Origin of the sequence: Catenulispora pinistramenti, assembly GCF_018274385.1 — a bacterium.
Lineage (GTDB): Bacteria > Actinomycetota > Actinomycetes > Streptomycetales > Catenulisporaceae > Catenulispora > Catenulispora pinistramenti.
In genome coordinates this window covers 1-17,511 of sequence record NZ_JAAFYZ010000226.1, presented here as the reverse complement: position 1 = coordinate 17,511, position 17,511 = coordinate 1, and the positions used below count along the sequence as shown (strand labels likewise).

Annotated in this window: 17 protein-coding genes; 12 read left to right on the top strand and 5 right to left on the bottom strand. The window is 70.6% G+C overall.

Annotated features, from left to right (window positions below):
* Positions 1-406: 406 nt before the first annotated feature.
* Positions 407-952: a hypothetical protein gene (locus KGQ19_RS39885; protein ID WP_230420170.1), complete on the bottom strand. Its 546-nt coding sequence runs from the start codon at positions 950-952 to the stop codon at positions 407-409.
* A 57-nt stretch (positions 953-1,009) separates the two neighbouring features.
* Positions 1,010-2,557, bottom strand: coding sequence for a carbohydrate binding domain-containing protein (locus tag KGQ19_RS39880; RefSeq protein ID WP_212019185.1), 1,548 nt, complete (start codon positions 2,555-2,557; stop codon positions 1,010-1,012).
* A gap of 241 nt (positions 2,558-2,798) precedes the next feature.
* On the opposite strand from KGQ19_RS39880, the gene KGQ19_RS39875 reads away from it, so the two are divergent.
* From KGQ19_RS39875 to KGQ19_RS39855, 5 genes are all read left to right on the top strand, one after another.
* The gene (locus KGQ19_RS39875; protein ID WP_212019183.1) at positions 2,799-3,617 is read left to right on the top strand and encodes an SDR family NAD(P)-dependent oxidoreductase; all 819 of its coding nucleotides are present in this window, start codon (positions 2,799-2,801) and stop codon (positions 3,615-3,617) included.
* Between the two features lie 122 nt (positions 3,618-3,739).
* The gene (locus KGQ19_RS39870; RefSeq protein WP_212019181.1) at positions 3,740-5,218 is read left to right on the top strand and encodes a GlnX family signal transduction membrane protein; all 1,479 of its coding nucleotides are present in this window, start codon (positions 3,740-3,742) and stop codon (positions 5,216-5,218) included.
* 170 nt (positions 5,219-5,388) lie between these two features.
* Positions 5,389-6,126: a hypothetical protein gene (locus KGQ19_RS39865; RefSeq protein WP_212019179.1), complete on the top strand. Its 738-nt coding sequence runs from the start codon at positions 5,389-5,391 to the stop codon at positions 6,124-6,126.
* Between the two features lie 81 nt (positions 6,127-6,207).
* On the top strand, positions 6,208-6,726 hold the full coding sequence (locus KGQ19_RS39860; protein ID WP_212019177.1) for a hypothetical protein: 519 nt from the start codon (positions 6,208-6,210) through the stop codon (positions 6,724-6,726).
* A 244-nt stretch (positions 6,727-6,970) separates the two neighbouring features.
* Entirely contained in the window at positions 6,971-8,248 is a 1,278-nt protein-coding gene (locus KGQ19_RS39855) for an ROK family transcriptional regulator (protein WP_212019175.1), read from the top strand.
* A gap of 315 nt (positions 8,249-8,563) precedes the next feature.
* On the opposite strand, the gene KGQ19_RS52315 is transcribed toward KGQ19_RS39855, so the two are convergent.
* Entirely contained in the window at positions 8,564-9,487 is a 924-nt protein-coding gene (locus KGQ19_RS52315) for an AraC family transcriptional regulator (protein ID WP_212019173.1), read from the bottom strand.
* Between the two features lie 129 nt (positions 9,488-9,616).
* Here KGQ19_RS52315 and KGQ19_RS39845 point away from each other — a divergent pair, with 129 nt between their 5' ends.
* From KGQ19_RS39845 to KGQ19_RS39835, 3 genes are all read left to right on the top strand, one after another.
* The gene (locus KGQ19_RS39845; protein ID WP_212019171.1) at positions 9,617-9,889 is read left to right on the top strand and encodes an SDR family oxidoreductase; all 273 of its coding nucleotides are present in this window, start codon (positions 9,617-9,619) and stop codon (positions 9,887-9,889) included.
* Between the two features lie 128 nt (positions 9,890-10,017).
* Positions 10,018-10,179 carry a hypothetical protein gene (locus KGQ19_RS39840; protein WP_212019169.1) on the top strand — a complete coding sequence of 54 codons (162 nt, stop codon included), beginning with the start codon at positions 10,018-10,020 and terminating at the stop codon, positions 10,177-10,179.
* Positions 10,180-10,235: 56 nt separating this feature from the next.
* Positions 10,236-10,829, top strand: coding sequence for a GNAT family N-acetyltransferase (locus KGQ19_RS39835; RefSeq protein WP_212019167.1), 594 nt, complete (start codon positions 10,236-10,238; stop codon positions 10,827-10,829).
* 102 nt (positions 10,830-10,931) lie between these two features.
* On the opposite strand, the gene KGQ19_RS39830 is transcribed toward KGQ19_RS39835, so the two are convergent.
* Complete coding sequence (locus tag KGQ19_RS39830) at positions 10,932-11,468, bottom strand: hypothetical protein (RefSeq protein WP_212019165.1); 537 nt, start codon at positions 11,466-11,468, stop codon at positions 10,932-10,934.
* A gap of 158 nt (positions 11,469-11,626) precedes the next feature.
* Here KGQ19_RS39830 and KGQ19_RS39825 point away from each other — a divergent pair, with 158 nt between their 5' ends.
* The 4 genes from KGQ19_RS39825 to KGQ19_RS39810 all read left to right on the top strand — a co-directional run bounded on the left by KGQ19_RS39825 (position 11,627) and on the right by KGQ19_RS39810 (position 16,608).
* The gene (locus KGQ19_RS39825) at positions 11,627-12,841 is read left to right on the top strand and encodes a low temperature requirement protein A (protein WP_212019163.1); all 1,215 of its coding nucleotides are present in this window, start codon (positions 11,627-11,629) and stop codon (positions 12,839-12,841) included.
* Between the two features lie 68 nt (positions 12,842-12,909).
* Positions 12,910-13,077: a hypothetical protein gene (locus KGQ19_RS39820; RefSeq protein WP_212019161.1), complete on the top strand. Its 168-nt coding sequence runs from the start codon at positions 12,910-12,912 to the stop codon at positions 13,075-13,077.
* 98 nt (positions 13,078-13,175) lie between these two features.
* The gene (locus KGQ19_RS39815) at positions 13,176-15,806 is read left to right on the top strand and encodes a class III lanthionine synthetase LanKC N-terminal domain-containing protein (protein ID WP_212019159.1); all 2,631 of its coding nucleotides are present in this window, start codon (positions 13,176-13,178) and stop codon (positions 15,804-15,806) included.
* A gap of 40 nt (positions 15,807-15,846) precedes the next feature.
* Positions 15,847-16,608: a DeoR/GlpR family DNA-binding transcription regulator gene (locus KGQ19_RS39810; RefSeq protein WP_212019157.1), complete on the top strand. Its 762-nt coding sequence runs from the start codon at positions 15,847-15,849 to the stop codon at positions 16,606-16,608.
* A gap of 86 nt (positions 16,609-16,694) precedes the next feature.
* Here the strand turns inward: KGQ19_RS39810 and KGQ19_RS39805 are convergent, their stop codons facing one another.
* Positions 16,695-17,432 (bottom strand): DUF1266 domain-containing protein, encoded by a 738-nt coding sequence (locus tag KGQ19_RS39805; RefSeq protein ID WP_212019155.1) that lies wholly within the window; start codon positions 17,430-17,432, stop codon positions 16,695-16,697.
* Positions 17,433-17,511 lie beyond the last annotated feature (79 nt).

The window sequence follows — 17,511 nt, the reverse complement described above, 5'->3', positions numbered from 1 at the left end:
CGTCACCCTCACCGAAGCAGCCTGACCCAGCCCCCACCCGCCACAACCACAAACCTTCCGGGCAGCCGGAACACTCCACCCTGCCATCGGCACCTCCATTTTCCGGCTAGCCCTTGACCTTGACCTTCAGCTCTTGATCTTCAGCTCTTGATCTTGCCTGCGCTGTTGATCTTGCTCTTGATCTGGCCTGTGTCCTTGATCTGACTTGCTGGAGTTGAAGAGGCCTGAGGTGCGGCGGGGTTGTGAACGCGGAAACCGGCAGCCGACAAACACACCTGCGGCCCCGAACCCCGAACCGGCACAACTGTGACCGAAGGCCGTAAAAAGCCTTGAAACCACAACCCAACCGCAACCCGGCTCGCAAACTCCATCCTCCTGCAAACTCCACCCACCGGCACGTCGCGAACTACCGGGCAACGGTTGCCTGATGCGGTACCGATACCGGCACCGGTACTAGCTGCGGCAGCCCGGACGGCACATCCGGCAGCCCCGCCGGCCCGGTCGGCAGCACGTCGGCCAGGTAGGCATCCATATCAGGCTTCTCATTCATCAGCATGTGCCGGATCCACGCCGACCGCTCGTGTACCAGCACCCCGAGTTCGTAGACGCACCCCAGCACCGGCGGGATCACCGGCGCCAGGTGCCCGGGGTCCTCGTCCGGGCTGCCGAGGAATGGCACGCCGCCGGTTGCGAACTTGCCGTGGATCACGTTGTCCCAGTACCAGCTGTAGACGTTCAGGTGGAGCCCCGCGCCGCTGCGGAACAGCACTGTGAACGCCGCGGGTGGCGTCTCGTCCGCGGGGGCGAACATGCCGGGCATCAGGTCCAGTGCGGTCTTCTCCCACTCCGGTGGGATCGGGGTCGCGTCGCGGGCGATGTGGTAGCGCTTCACCGGGCGGCCGTCGAGGATGTCGGTTCCGGCGTGCCAGGCGATGGGTGTCGGGTAGCTCATGGTCCGACGGTAGGAGGACGCCACTGACACCTTCTGTCAGTGGCGTCCGTGTTTTTCTCAGCCTGTGTACTGCACCAGGATCTTGGTGAAGTCCCATGGGTTCTGCGTCACGCTGGAACACGCGCCGTCGGCCCAGTTGTGCGGAACGCTCGGGTCGCAGGCCCGGTCCCGGTTCGCCGACCAGTAGGAGAACCATGCCGGGTGGTTCGCCTGCGCGAAGGCGAGCAGCGCCGAGAAGTCGCTGAGCTGGAACAGCTCCGAGGGCTGGTCGGTGTGGCCGTTCATGATCTGCAGGCCCAGGTGCGACCAGGCTTGTGCGGCGCTCCAGCCGTAGATGGACTGCAGCTGCGAGATTGCGTCGTTCGCGATCGCCTCGGTCTGGCCGATCTCGGTGCCGGAGGTCAGGCCGGTGTCGAAGTCCATGATGTTGACGACGTCCAGCCGGGCCCCGGCCGCCACCGCCTGCTTGATCTCGTCGACCCCGGAGCCCGGGAAGCCCACGGTGGTCATCGGGATGGTCAGGGAGACCACCAGGCCCGGGTTGTTCTGCTCCAGGATCTTGATGGCGCCGAACCGGACCGCGGTGTTGCTGTCCAGCGCGGTGTTCTCGTAGTCGAAGTCGACGTGCTTCAGCTGGTACTTGGTGATCACCTGCTGGTAGGCGGCGGCCAGGGCGTCCGCGCTGCCGCAGCTGGAGCCGAGTTCGGTGCCGTTGTAGCCGCCGAACGAGACCGCCGCGTCACCTCCGGCCGCCCGCAGTGCGCTGATGTCGGCCGCCACCGTGGTGTCCGACGAGACCGGCGTCGAGGCGTTGCCGCCCCAGGCCGGGGTGCAGCCGCCGGAGTCCAGGACGAAGGCCAGGTTCAGCTCCTTCTCGCCGGCGTTGATGACGTCCGAGATCGCCTGCGGGCTGTTGTCCAGCGGCATGAAGTACGCCGGGTGGTTGAAGCCGGTGTCCGGCGGCGGCGGGGGAGCGGAGGAGGTCGGGGAGGTGGACGGCGAGGTGGGGGTGCTCGGCGTGGTCGGCGGGCTGCTCGATGAGCCGCCGCCGCCCGGTCCCAGCAGGCTGACGTCGTCGCCGTAGTACGTGCCCTGGCCGTACCAGCCGTGCAGGTAGACGGTGACGCTGGTGGTGGACGCGCCGGTGGTGAAGGACGTGCTGAGCTGACTCCACGCCGTGCTGCTGCCCCAGGTGCTGGGATCCGTCCCGCCGGTGCCGGTGGCGCCCAGGTACACGTAGCTGCCTTGCACCCATGCGGACAGGGTGTAGGACGAGTTCGGCTGCACGCTGACCGTCTGCGTGCACTGCGCGTCGTCGGAACCGGCGGGCGTGGCGCTGAGCGCGTACGAGCCCGAGTGCACGGGGCTGGTCACCGCCGACCCGCTGTTCGCACTACACGACCACCCGGCGAGCGTGCCCGCCTCGAACCCGGCGTTCGTCAGCAGGTTCGCGTCGGCGGCATTGGCGCCGCCGGCGGCCACCGCGACGCCGGCCGCGGCCAGCGCTCCGGCTGCCACGGCGCCTATCACGCCGGCCAGGCGGCGCGATGGTGCCGGGGCGTCGGTTCTGCCTGTTGCTGGTGCTGTGGTGGGCTCCTTGTTCATCAGGTCTCCTCATTGCTGCGGCTACTGAGTGACCCCGCAGGGTGGAGCGTGGACTAGACCAATGCGGACGTCAAGGGATCGGGCTCGACTCCAGCCGTAAGCCACTCGTAGGCGCGCCGCTTGATCCCCATATGCACCATTGCCCGGTATGTCCGAACTCTGCTTGACTCGCCTGGCTGAAATCCGGCGACAACCGACCCGGACAACCGACCCAAGTCCCAGAAAGCAGCTGAGCAACACCATGCCTCTGTCCGCCTCCCCCCGAACCGCCCTGGTCACCGGCGCCGACGCCGGCCTCGGTCGCGAGATCGTGCGTCTGCTGGCCGCCGAGCGCGGCACGGTCCTGTTGCACGCGCGAACGCCCGAGGCGGCGGAGCAGGCCCGACAGCAGCTGGCCGGGGAGGGCCGCGCCGTGGACCGGATCGTGCCGATGGGGGCCGACTTCACCGATCTGGGGCAGGTCGCGGCGCTGGCGCAGCGCGTCGCGCGGGAGTACCCGCGAGTGGATCTGCTGGTCAACAACGCCGGGGTGTTCGGCTCGCCCTCGCGGGCGGTGACCGGCGACAGCCACGAGGTCACGTTCCAGGTGAACTACCTCGCGCCCTACCTGCTCACCCGGCTGCTGTGGCCGTCGCTCACCGCCAAGCCCGGCAGCCGGGTCATCAACGTGTCCTCGGCTCTGCACCGGGGCGGGCGCGTGCACTGGGGCGACGTCGAGTCCAGCAAGCGGTACTCGGCCGTCGCCGCGTATGCGCAGTCGAAGCTCGCGCTGAACCTCTTCACCCGCGCCGTTGCCGTGCGAGGCGGTGCCGACCTGATCGCCGTGGGCGTGCACCCCGGGGTGCTCGCCACCGACATGGTGCGCAACTACACCCGCGACACGGGGCGTCCGGCGGCGGAGGGGGCGGCGGCGATCCTGGCGCTGGCCAACGGGCGGGTCGAGGACGGCGCGTATTACGAGGGCGTCGCCGAATCCGTTCCCAATACCTTGATGGACGACAAGAGCTCCGTGGACCGGCTCTGGAAGCTGAGCGCACGCCTGGTCGGCCTCGCCGCCTGAACACCGGCTCCACCACGCCTGATCAGGCGACTTATGCGCGCCGCGTTTGCGTTATGCCGTAGCGCGCGCGTATCGCGTGAGCACGGCCATCGGGCCGCCGGGGAGGCCGTTTGCTGAGGGGCATGACCGCAGTTGCGCCCCCGCCGACCTCCCCGGACGCGTCTCGGCAGTTGTCCGCGCCCGAGCCGCGCCGCCCCTTTTGGAAGCGCCGAACCACCCCCTGGCTCCTGAAAGCCTTCACTGCGACCGCGATCGCCGTCTCAGTCCTGTTCGCCGTCCTGGCCGCGCTGTCGGCCGCGAACGTCCGGTCCGGCTTCACCACTATCGGCGCCACCGAAGAGCCGCAGGTCTCCGCGGGCAACGACCTCATCTACGCGCTCAACGACATGGACGCGAACCTCGCCAACATCCTGATGGTCGGGGACAAGAACCTCGGCCCGGGTGTGGATCGCGCGGCGTTCACCAAGCTCTTCGAAGCCGATCGCAGTGAGGCCGACCACGATCTGCAGATGGCGGCCTTGCACGCGGGCGCCGGGGGCGCCGGTGCGCAGCAGGTGGGTCAGGCCCTGGACGCACTGGGCAGCTACGAAGCGGCTGCCGCGCAAGTCATCTACGTCGAGACCACCGCCGCGAACCGGGCCGCCGGGGAACTCCCGCAGTCCGAGTCGACGCAGTACGCCAAGGCCACGGACCTGATGCGTGATTCCGTCCTGCCGGCCGCGCATGCCGTCGCCGATACCAACGGCGCCGCGCTCGAGTCCTCGTACCAGAACCGGCGCGGCCTGGCGCAGCAGGCGGTCTGGTGGATCGTGGCCACCGGGGTGCTGGCCCTCGGCGTGTTCGTCGGGTTCGAGCTGTGGCTGACCCGCCGCACCCGCCGCACGCTGAATCCGGGGCTGGTCGGGGCGACGGTGCTCACGGCGGTCGTCATGGTGTGGGGCGCGGTATCGATGGGCTCGGCCTCGGAGCACCTGCGCGCCGCGAAGAAGGACGCCTACGACTCCGTGGCCGCCCTGTCCGCCGCGAAGGCCGAGGGCACCGACGCCAACGCCGACGAGAGCCGCATCGTCGTCGACCCCTCGCGCGCCGCGCAGTATCAGGCCTCGTTCCTGGCCAAGAGCCGCGCGCTGCTGGACCCGGGCCCGAACGTCACGCTCGACACCTATGACGCCGCCGTGCGCGCCGATCTGGACGCGTACTTCAACGAGCCCTCGCACCCGGTGAACTTCGGCGGCTACCTCGGGACCGAGATGAAGAACATCACCTTCCCGGGGGAGCGGGCCGCCGCGGAGCAGATGCTGCGCACGTATCAGACCTACGAACTCGACGACCGCGTCTTCCGGCAGAAGCTCGCGACCGACCTGTCCGGCGCCATCCTCTTCGACACCAGTCCCGCCGCCTCCGACTCCGACGGAGCGTTCGTCGCGTATGCGGCGGCGGTGCAGAAGACCATCGACATCAACGCCGCCGCCTTCACCTCGAACGTGAACGCCGGGGCGGACGAGCTGGGGCTGTGGGAGTGGCTGCCGATCGTGGCGTGCCTGGTGGCGGTGGGGCTGGCGGTGACCGGGGTGCGGCCGAGGCTGACCGAGTACCGGTGACGGCTGTGAACACTCAAATACGTTCGGTGATCACCTCATTGGGGCGACGTGTGCGTTCGCCCCGGGGGCATTTGAGGTTCGTTTGCGAAGATCCCGCTATGTCATCGCCTGGGTAAGGTGATCCCGAAAGCCGCTAGAAATGCGCGACAGCGCGAGGAGAGTGCATCGGGATGCGGAACACCGCAGACGTCCGTTACACATACACCAGTTGGCAGACGGCCTATCCCGGACGGGCGGTCGACCTGACCGCCCTGGACTTCCCACCGGTCCGCTACGACGCCGCGGTCGCCGGCGCCATGAAGCTCCTGGACCTCGGTCCCCAGCCGCGGGCCGCCGTGCTCACGGACATCCGTGACGACATACGCGACATGCTGTTCGCGGCCGAGGACCTGGAGTGCGCCTACGCCGCGGTCCTCTACCCCGAGCCGGGCCGGACCTCAGAGCACGTATGGGTCGGGTTCTCGGTCTACGACAACACCGAGGAGCCGCTGACTCCGGCCGAGGCGCTCGCGGACGAGGTGCTGGACCCGGCCAAGCACGAGGTCGTGTCCGAGCGGATAAAGGAAGTCGAGCTCCCGGACGGGCCCGCCGCGCGGTTGTTCCAGACCACCGTGCACCGCGACCCGGAGGACTCCTCCTTCCAGTTCCTCCCGCGGCTGACGCTGTGCGGGGTGGCCCGCTGCGCCGGGGTGCGGTTCGTGATCCGCGGCCACGCCTCCAGCGCCGCGTCGGTGGACGTGCTGGACAAGGTGGTCACGGCCTGGGCCCGAAGCCTGTCCTTCCGTGCGGACGTGACCGCCGGGGTGGTCACCGTCGGCGCCGGTGTCAGTACCCGTACCGACGCTCCCGTCGGTGCCGCCCAACCCGCGCTCCACCCGGTCTCCACCCCGCTTCCACCTCTGGGTTGAAGCTCTGACCTGGCCTGATCGGCGATTCTCAAGGTGTCGGGAAAACCCCGGCGGAATCGCGAGAAGGTCAGGAGACCCGCCATGAGCGCCAGCGTCTGGATCGTCAACCTCGTCGTCCTGGCTTCCGTGCTGGGGACCGACCTGGGCCGCCGGGAGGTCAACAAGGGCCGGCTGCTGCGGCCGGCGCTCGTGGCCGCGGTCATCGTCCCGATGTATCTGAAGCACCCCGCGACCTCCGGGTCCGGACTGGTCCTGGAGCTGGCCCTGGCCGCGGTCGGCCTGCTGCTCGGGCTGGCCGCCGCGGGGCTGCTGCCCACCCGGCGCGAGCCGGGCAGCGGCAAGGTCTTCACCCGGGGCGGCGCCGGCTACGCGGCGCTGTGGATCACCGTGGTCGGCGCGCGCCTGGCCTTCTCCTACGGCGCGCAGCACTGGTTCGCCGACTCGCTGGGCCGCTGGATGTACCAGCACTCCGTGACCGCCGACGCCCTGACCGACGCGCTGGTGCTGATGGCGATCGCGATGCTGCTGGGCCGGACCGGGACGCTGGCCCTGCGCAAGGCGAACGTGGCGACGGCGCCGAAGCCGGCACTGGCCCGGTAGTGCACACGGCGATGGCCGGTAAGCACACGGCGATGGCTCCCTCGGAGGGTTCCGAGGGGGCCATCGCCGCGCCATCTGCTTGTTCGGTCTCCGATAGTTCCCGGGGTTCGGCGGGGTCTTTCCCGGTCCGCTGTTTCCAGGATTCTGAATCCCCGACTATCCGGCCAGCTCAGAGGGGGTCGCCTATCGAGTCCCCTTGACCGCTACAGCTGGTCCGCCCTACAGTTCCCGCGACGTTACATCGATGAACGATGCAAGAATGGCGGCCGTTGTGACCCAGCTCCGGTTCACCCAGAAGGGGACCAAGAGTTCCCTTCGGGCGCGCAACGATGTGCTGGTCCTCCAGTGCGTCGCCGCGGGTGAGGGCCGGTTCTCACGTACCGATGTGATCCGGGAGACCGGGCTGCCGACCGCCACCGTGTCCGAGATCGTCGGCGACCTCATCGAGCGCCGGCTGGTCCGCGAGGCCGGCCGCGAGGCGCAGCCGGTGGGCAAGCCGCGGGTGCTGCTCGATCTGGACGACGCGCACCACCGCTTCATCGGCGTCCAGGTGGCCAACGAGCGCATCACCGCCAGCCGCTTCACGCTCAACGGGCACATGGAGGCGACCGAGACCGTCTCCCGCCCCCTGGACGCACCGGCGCTGACCGCCGTGTCGAACATGGTGCACCGGATGGGGGCGCCGACCCCGGGCCGCATCACCGGCGTCGGCGTGGCCGTCCCGGGCATCGTCGGCGACGACGGCGTCATCCGCGAGGCCGTGAACTACGGCTGGCACATGGTCTCCCTGGGCCACGAGCTGTCAGAACTCTGCGACGGCCTGCCGGTCCACGTGGTCAACGACGCCAACGCCGTCGCGCTGTCCGAGGTCGCGATCTGCACCGACCGGGACAAGACCGTGGCGGTGCTGTGGATCGGCACCGGCATCGGCGCCGGCATCGTCCTGGACGGCCGGCTCTACCACGGCGGCAACTTCCGCAGCGGCGAGATCGGCCACATCGACATCGGCACTTCACTGCGTTGCCACTGCGGTCTGATCGGCTGCCTGGAGACGGTCGCGGTGCAGCCCGTCATCCTCGGCGACGCCTCCGAGCAGACGGTGGCCAGCTACCTGGCCGGCGGCGACGGCCAGCAGGCCCGCGCCCTCGGCGAGCGCGTGACGCGCGCCGCCCGCGAGGTGGCGCGGCTGCTGTCCACCCTGGCCGGCACGCTGGACGTCACCGAGTTCATCCTCGGCGGCCCGATGGCCGCCGACCCGCTCGGCCCGCCGCTGATGCGGGAGGTCAACGAACTGCTGGCGGTGCGCGTGATGTCGGGGTTCGAGCAGCTGGTGCTGCGGGCCACGACGTTGGGGACGCACAGCCTGGTGTTCGGCGCCGCGGCCCACGCCATCCGGCAGGAGCTGGGCGTGGTGATCACCATGCCGGCCGGCGCGGACGAGGTCGGCGTGGAGCTGGGGGTCGGCGTGATCGGTGTCGGCACCGCCGCCGCGGCTTCCGGGGCCGGTGATAACGCGGCCTAGTCACTCGGTCAGGATCAGGAACCTGTCTCCAGCGACCTCACTACTTCTCTGCCACTCACTGACCGCGGCGGGCCGCGAGCCCTCCGCCCCAGACGGTGCCGTCCCGCATTCCTGAGCCGGGGCGACGCCAACCGGTGCCGCCCCGAATTCCTGAGCCGGGGCGACTCCACGGAAGCCGTCCCGCATTCCTGAGCCGGGGCGGCGGCCACACAGCGCCGCCCCGCATTCCTGAGCCGGGGCGGCGCTTTGGCTTTCCGGAGCCGGTCTCAAGCCGCCTCAAGCAGCCAACCGCGGCCTCAAGCAGCCGCCGCGGCCTTAAGCAGCCACTGCCGCCTCCCGCCGATACCGCCCCGGCGCGATCCCGAACTCCCGCTTGAACGCCTTCGCGAACGCGAACTCCGAGGCGTATCCCACCCGCTCGGCCACCGCGCTCAGCGGCGCGTCCGACTCGCGCAGCAGCCGGCCCGCGACCGTCATGCGCCACCACGTCAGGTAGGTCAGCGGCGGCTCGCCGACCAGCGCCGTGAACCGCTGCGCGAACGCCGACCGGCTCAGTCCGGCCCGGTCGCCGAGTCCGGCGACGGTCCAGGCGCGGCCGGGCTCGTCGTGCAGCGCCGCCAACGCCACGCTGATCGCGGCGTCCGTCAGCGCGCCGGGCCAGCCGATGTCGGCGGCGCCGCGGGCGCAGCGCTCGATCCACGCCCGCAGGATCAGCAGCAGCATCGCGTCGACGAGCGCCGGGACCACGCCGTCCTGGCCCGCGCGGGCCTCCTCCAGCTCCGCGCCGAGCAGCGCGACGGCCGCGGCCAGCCCGGGCGTCTCGTCGGCGCGCAGCAGCAACAGGTCCGGGAGCTCCGCCAGCAGCGGGTGCGGCCGCGTCCGCCCCAACTGATAGGCCCCGCACACCAGCAGCGAACGCTCTCCGGGCCCTTCGACGTCCACGCGTCCGATCGTCTGCCCAGGACGCCACATCCCCGGCCGGAAGTCCTGGAGCGGCGTCGCGGGATCGTCGGCCAGCGAGACGGTGCTCCCGTGCCGCAGCAGCGTCACATCGCCGGTGGCCATCTCCACCGGCTCCCCGTCCGGCGGCAGCAGCCAGCACCGGCCGCGCAGCAGCACGTGGAACGTCGTCCCGCCGACCGCCGGGAACCGCAGCCCCCAAGGCGCGCGCACCTCGGTGCGCGCCGACCGCGTCTGTCCGACCCGCATCGCCGCCAGGGCATCGGTGAGTACGTCCACACTCCCGATGCTACGGCCAGGACTGGACGATCGGACATGTTCTCAGGACTCGACCACATTCATCATCCGCCGACCGCGCCCTACCGTCGAACACGTAACCGAGGGAACGAACTCAGGGAGCTGATGGAGATGACCGTTCTGGTGATCGGCACCGAGCTGCTGCCGGACGAGGCGATGATGGCGCACTGGGAGCGCTCGGTCCGGGCCTCGGGCAAGGAGTGGACCATCCTGCACCCCAACTGGTTCTTCCAGAACTTCGGGACCGCCTTCGTCCCCGCGCTCCTCGGTCGCGGCCTGGAGCTCGACGCCGCCGACGCGCCGGTGAGCTTCGTCGACACCCGAGACATCGCCGAGGTGGCCGCCGCGGTCCTCGCCGAAGGCGGCTTCGGGGGGGGACGCTGACCATCACCGGCCCGCAGAGCCTGAGCCACGCCGACGCCGTCGCGATCCTGGGCGAGGCCGCCGGGCGGACCCTGGCCTACCGCGCGATCCCACCGGAGCGGGCGGCGGCCGGGGCGCGCGCCGCCGGAGTGCGCGAGCGGACGATCCTGGCCCAGCGCGGTCTGTTCCAGGTCATCCGGGACGGCGGCAACGCCCCGGTGACCGACGTCGTGGAACGCCTCACCGGCCGGGCCCCGCGCACCCTGGCGCAGTACGCCGCCGAGAACGCCGAGGTCTGGCGGGCCGAGTAAATGAACTAGTACAAACATGGTTGTCACTAGTTCAATGGTCGGCTAGGCTCCGGATCATGACAGCGAAGACGCCCGCGCCTACCACCCTCACCGGCTCCCACATCCGCCTGGAGCCCCTGACCCGCGGCCACCTCTCCGATCTGTTCGCGGCCGGCGGCAACGACGACGAGGTCTGGCGCTGGCAGGGCGGCCCGACCCCGCGGACCGAGGAAGAGCTCGGCGCGAAGCTGGACGTGCTGCTCGCCGACGACTCCTTCGTCGCCTTCGCGGTCATCGTGCTGGCCACCGGCCGCGCCGTCGGCTGGACCACCTTCCTGGACATCAGCCCGGTCGACGAGCGGCTGGAGATCGGCTGGACCTGGTACGGCAGCGCCTACTGGCGCAGCCCGGTCAACACCGAAGCCAAGCTCCTGCTTCTCACCCACGCTTTCGAGGATCTGGGCATGGGGCGCGTGCAGTGGAAGACCGACCACCTGAACCAGCGGTCGCAGAACGCGATCGCCCGGCTCGGCGCGCAGCGCGAAGGCGTGCTCCGGCGGCACCGGCAGCGGCCGGACGGGACGTTCCGGGACAGCGTCTACTTCTCGATGCTCAAGGACGAGTGGCCGGCGGCCAAGGAGCGGCTGACCGAGCGGCTGGCGCGCGGTTAGCGGGCGGTCAGCGGGCACGAAGCAGCGGTCCGTCATCCACGGGGGTGACGGACCGCTTTGTTGTTCGCCGATCAGCAGTGATCAGCAGTGATCAGCCGGCGATCAGCAGGCCCGGACGTACCAGACCGGAGTGAAGTCGTAGTCCCCGGAGCCGCCCGGCGCCAAGTCCACCAGCACGTTGTGGTTGACGCCCTTCAGGTAGCCGTGGCCGCCGCCGGAGTTGTTGTTGTCGGCCAGACCCGGGCCCTGCCAGTCCTTCAGCGCCCACTCGGAGCCGCCGTTGGTGCAGTGGTAGAACGAGAACACCTTGACGCCCGGGCCCGCGGCCGTGCTGGTGTAGATGCAGAAGTGGCCCGACGGGCACGGTGTGCCGTTGTTCGGGTCGATGTACGACCAGCAGTCGGAATTCGAGGCGATGTCGCACTGCCCGACGCCGACCACCCACGCGCTGTTGTTCCCGCGGGGGGACACAGCCGACGGCAGTGTGTGGTGCACGGCCGACGCGGTTACCCGGGTGCCGTCCGCACGCACCGTGTCCCCGTGCCGGTATCCGTGCCCGTCCGCCGATGCGGTCCCGGCCGCACCCAGGACCAGCACCGCCGGGGCGGCCGACAGCGCGAGCGTTCTGCGCAGCGTCATCCTTCGATTCCTCCAAGATTGATGATGGGTTTCCGATACCGCCTATTCGTTCCCTGTCTCGCCTCTACACCATGATTCGGCCAGATGGGCGACGATCATCGCGGGGCCGCCCACGGCTAAGGTGAGGCCGGCACCGACGACACGAACCAGGGGAGATCATGACCGCGATGCCGGCCCCCGCCGAGCACGAGGCCACCGCGGACACGCAGAGCGCACCGCGCCGGGTGACCACCCTGGAGCTGTTCTTCGATCTGGTCTTCGTGTTCACCATCACGCAGCTGACGGTGTTGTTGGTCGGCGACCTGTCGTTCGCGCAGGCCGGCCGGGTGCTGCTGATCTTCGCGGTGCTGTACTGGATGTATGGGGCGTACGCGTACCTGACCAACCAGGTGCCGCCGGAGAACCTGGCGCGCCGGGTGGTCCTGGTGGTCGGCATGTTCGGGTTCCTGTTGTGCGCGCTGGCGATCCCGAAGGTCTTCACCGTGGACGGCGTCGCCTTCGGCCTGGCCTACATCCTGGTGACCGCCGTCCACAGCGCCCTGTACGCGCTGATCCACCGCAAGTACGTGCTCAGCTTCGCCCTGCCGAACCTGGCCGCCGCCGGCTGCGTCACCGCCGCGGGCGCCGTGCAGGGCGCGACCGCCACCGATCTGCTCTGGCTGGCCGCCGTACTGCTCCAGCAGGTCGCGCCGATCATCTCCGGGCGGGTCCGCGGCGACTACGGCGAGGGCCGGGCGCTGGTCACCGAGCACGTCGGCGAACTGGACCCCGCGCACTTCGTCGAGCGGCACGGCCTGCTGCTCATCATCGCCTTCGGCGAGTCGGTGGTGGCGATCGGCGCCGGCGCCAACGGCACCCGCCTGGACTGGCCGCTCGCCGCCGGGATCGCGCTGGCCCTGGCGCTGACCGCGACGCTGTGGTGGAGCTACTTCGGGCACGACGAGTCCGCCGCCGAACACGCGCTCGGGCACGTCACCGGCATCCAGCGCTTCCGGCTGGGGATGCGTGCCTACTACTACAGCTTCATCCCGATGCTGCTGGGGATCGCCTTCCTGGCCGCCGGGCTGAAGAAGGCGATCGCCCACCTCGGGGCCGCGCTGCCGACGCCCGCGGCGGTGGTCCTGGCCGCCGGCGTCGCGGTGTTCCTGGCCGGCGATCTTTGTTTCCGGATGAGCCTGCGGATTTCTCCCATGTTCTTCCGGGCCCTCGGCACGGTGGCCGTGCTCGCCACGATTCCGCTGGCCCGCGCCTCGGCGGCGGTCCAACTTCTCGGGCTGACCGTTGTCATGGTCCTGATGCTAGTGGCGGAGGAGAACGCACGGCGCCGTCAGGTCCGCCGAGCCCTTTCACACGGAGAGTCGATCACCCATTGACGCCTGCCCCGAGGGCGGTTAGACAGGGCAGAGTCCGAGCATCGGATGCCTTCCCAAGGAGTGCGAAGATGAACGAACTGCTCGAGTTGGAGCCACGCGAGACCGATGCCGACGAACTCGACGTGGACACCGCCTTCACCGGGATCGCCGACGCCGCGCTGGACCACAGCCAGTGCCTGCACTGCTGCGGCGACCAAGTGAGCCACTGGTTCTTCGCCACGAGTTTCCCCTGGTAGTCCCCGACTGACGGCGCGCTGGGGGCGGACCGAGTCAGGACTGACTGCTTGCTATACGGCGACACGGCATTACAGCACCACGAAAGAGGGACGTTCGAATGAACGGCGGGCTGTCGCCTGAGGATGTGGAGCGGCTGATCCGGACGCACGCCGCCCGGGCCGGTGTCGAGATCGGGCTCAAAGCGGGCACCACGTGGCTGGGCGTGCGGCCGCCGGGCGCGCACGTCGTGGAACAAGGCTGGAAGCTCCACGTCTCCAGCCGCACCGGCGCGCTGGCCGAGACCGCGGACGTGATCGTGCCGGCGCTGCTGGCCGAGGGCTGCGCCTTCAAGGTCGCCCGCTCCACCGGGGCCCTGGCCCGGCTCAACGACGGCACCACCACCCCGGCCTCGATCGGCAAGGCGTTCACCGTCTACCCCGAGCAGGACCGCGTGCGCGACGTGGGGCTGATGCTCGCGCGTCTCTTAGCCGGCCGGGCGGCGCCGCGTGTGCTCAGCGATCGCCGCGTGGCCGCCGACGCCCCGGTCTACTACCGCTACGGACCGATCGACAAGCCGTGGGGCGCCGACGCCCAGGGCAAGCTGGTGATGACGCTGACCGGCCCGGACGGCGAGGAGTTCCCGGCGCTGGCGACCCTGCGCTACCGGCAGCCGACCTGGGCCGTGGACCCGTTCACCGGCGCCCCCGGCGCGCGCGACTGGGAGCGCCCGCCGAACGCCCCGACCCGGCTCGGCGACCACTACGAGATCGACGGCGGCATCGTGCACGCCGGCCGCGGCGACGTGATGCGCGCGGTGGACGTGCGCGACGGCGGCCGGGTCATCGTCAAGCAGTCGCGGGCCCTGGTGGACGAGGGCGAGGACGGCGTCGACACCCGGCTGCGGGTGCGCAACGAGCGGCGGGTGCTGGCCGTGCTGGAGGGCGTGCCGGGCGTCGCAGGGTACGTGGACCACTTCCGGGCCGGCACCGACGAGTTCCTGGTGACCCGGGACGTGGGCCGGTACAACCTCGCCGACGACGTGGTCAGATGCGGCCGCTACGCCACCGCCGACTCCGCCGGCGCGGTCTCCGGCCGCACGCTGGAGCGCCTGGCCCGGCAGTTGGCGACGGTGATCCTGGCCGTCCACGAGCGCGGGGTCCTGATCCGCGACCTCAACCCGCGCAACGTCGTCGTCGCCCCGGACGGCGCCGCGCAGCTGATCGATCTGGGGCTGGCCGGCCACAACGGCCTGTATCTGCCGGGCGGCACCTCCGGCTACTCCTCGGCCCGGCAGTTCCAACACGAGGAGCCGACGACCGGCGACGATCTGGTCGCCCTCGGAACCACGCTCTGCTATGCCTGGTCGGCGTTACCCGCGGTGGTGCTGAGCGACGACGTGGACGAGCCGCGGCGCATCGCGTTACGGATGATCCGGGCGCGTTGCGGCGATGCCCCCGGCGGTGTCATGGGGCTGATCTGCGATCTGCTCGGCATGGACGACGTGCGGGTGCACAAGGCCGCACGGCGGATGGCCGCCGGCGACTTCTCCCCGGTCCGCCGGACCCGCACCGCGCTCCCGAAATCCGCGCCGGTCACCGACGACCTGATCGAGCAGATCGGCGCGAACCTGCTGACCGACCTCACCCGGCAGGCTCGCAGGGTTCTGACAGAGGTTCCGCGCACCGAACAGGTCGGCGTGGACGGCTGCGTCTATCGGGGCGGCGCCGGCATCGGACTGGAACTGCTGGAACACCTGGCAGAGCCCGGCGTCCCGGCGCTGGTCGCGCGGTTGGTCCCGTTCAGCCGCCGGGGTGCCGACGTCGTCCGGCTCGGCCCGGGGCTGTGGACCGGACGCACCGGCCTGGACGTCTTCCAGCTCAGCGCCGCGCAGCGGCTCGCGGCCGGGGCCGTCCCGGACACCTTCCCCGGCGTCGCCGAAACCCCCGGCCAGGACTGGAAACCGGAATACTCCGACCTGATCAGCGGCGCCTCCGGCATCGGCCTGGGCCACCTGATGCTGCACGACCTCGACGGCCGCCCCGCGCACCTGGACATCGCCCGGCTCTGCGCCGACCACGTGCTGGCCAACGCCATGCCCGACCCCGAATCCCAGCCCGGCCTGCTCGGCGAGTCGACCGGGGTCGAACCGTCGGCGGCCCGGGGCCACGGCCTGGCCGGAACCGTCGAGGCGCTCGCCGTCATCGGCGACCGGCTCGGCGAGGACACCATGCTGACCGGCGCCGACGAGCGGGCCCGCGAGCTCGTGCGCCGTACCGACCGGCTCGTCGCCTGGTCGTCCCGGCCCACCACCGCGCCGCTGGCCGCGTCCTGGTGCCAGGGTCTGGCCGGGATCGCGACCAGCCTGCTGACCGCCGCGGACCGGCTGAACGAGCCCGCATACGGCGCCGCCGCGCGCCGCGCCGCCGACGCCTGCGCCGCCCTCATCCCGCGCATGGACAAGCCGACGCAGTGCTGCGGCCTGGCCGGGATCGGCAACATGCTGATCGACGTCGCCGGGCGGGAAGGCGACGAGCGGTACTGGCAGGCGGCGCGCGCCGTCGTGGCCCAAATGCTCGTGCGCAGCGCGGGACCGGCAGAGCACCCGGTGTTCGTGCGCGACGACCCGGGGGAGTACAGCGCCTCCTGGGCTTACGGCCTCACCGGGATCCTCGGCTTCTTCCGGCGGCTCTCGCGGGGCGGCGGGCCGATGGCGCTGAGTGTCTCCTCCGCTATGTCCTGCGTGCGCTGACGAACATCTCCGGTTCACCGCGCGCTCTTACAATGCGGTTATGTACGCGGAAGAGCGCCAGCAGGCCATCCTGGCGAAGGCACGGGCTGCCGGCCGGGTCGACGTGGTGGGGCTGGCCGAGGATCTGGCGGTCACCACCGAGACCATCCGGCGCGACCTGACCGTGCTGGAACGCGCCGGAGTGGTGCGGCGGGTACACGGCGGCGCGATCCCGGTCGAACGACTGGGATTCGAGCCCGGGGTGGCCGCCCGGGACGCGGTGATGACCGGGGAGAAGGAACGGATCGCGAAGGCGGCGCTGGCGGAGCTCCCGGCTGAGGGCTCCGTCATCATCGACGCCGGGACCACCACCGGCCGGCTGGTCGAGATCCTGCCGGTGGACCGGGAGCTGACCGTCGTGGTGAACGCGCCGGCCTTCGCGGCCCAGCTGGCCACCCGGTCCAATCTCACGGTCCTGATGCTCGGCGGCCGGATCCGGGGCCGCACCATGGCCGCGGTCGACGACTGGGCCCTGCACCCGCTGTCCCAGCTGTGTGCGGACGTCGCCTTCCTGGCCACCAACGGGGTCTCGGTGGCGCGCGGCCTGACCACCCCCGACCTCACCGAGGCCGCGGTGAAGCGCGCGATGATCGGTGCCGCCCGGCGTACCGTGCTGCTCGCCGACCACAGCAAGGTCGGCAACGACTGCATGGCGGGCTTCGGCGGGCTGGCCGACCTCGATCTGTTCATCACCGATGCCGGACTGGACGAGGAGACCGCGGGGGAGTTCACGGACGCCGGAGTCCGGGTGATCCGTACCTGAGCGGGACGTCCGAAGAAATGAGCTGGCCCGGGCGCCGGGAAGCGCACCGGGGGAACAGCGCCCGGGCCAGCGACTTTGGGGCCGCGCTACCAGCGCAGACGCAGCCAGGGGCTGTCCGGTTTGCTCAGCAGCGATTTCCCGCCGCCGGTGTAGCGGCGGTAGTCGGCGTCGATCTCCTGTCCGTCGAACCCGGCGTTGGCCGCCCAGAACACCCGGCCGGCCAGGAACCCGAGCTGGAACTCCTCCCACGACGGGTACTCCGGCCGCGCCATCTGCACGGCCGCCTCGATCGCCGCCCACGCCTCGGCCGGGTCCAGGAACCCGGCGTCCACGATGAACCGGCTCACGTGCACCACCCGCGCGGCGTCCCAGGCGGCGATGCTCTCGATGATCCGGCGCGGGTGGTACCACTGCATCGAGGCCCGGTACTGCCACCCCGACTGGAAGTAGTTCAGCGCCACGTCCGGCCGCTGGCCGCGCTGCATCGCGAGCGCCGGGATCTCCCGCGTCGCCTGCTCGATCCGGGCCCGCTCCTCGGCGCGGCTCAGGTCCCAGCCGGCGTTCAGGTAGCCGCGCACGCAGGTGTAGAGGTCGCGGTGGCCGCCGTCCAGCAGGGAGCGGTAGGTCTGGCGGGCCGACTGCGCGTCGTTCACTTCCCAGGACTGGTCCAGGATCTTGGCCGCGGTCTGCGGGTCGGCCGCCGTGGTCAGGGCGTTGATCGGCAGGTAGTCGCCGGCGGCGTAGACGGCACCGAGCGCCAGCCCGCGCTCCTGCCGCTCGGTCAGCGGCGGGGCGTCGGGCAGCACTTTGAAGCCGAAGTCCACGACCTGTCCCTTATACACATCTCCGCTAAAACAATATAAAAATATTGGAAGGTTTTTATCAAAAAATCGAAGATATATC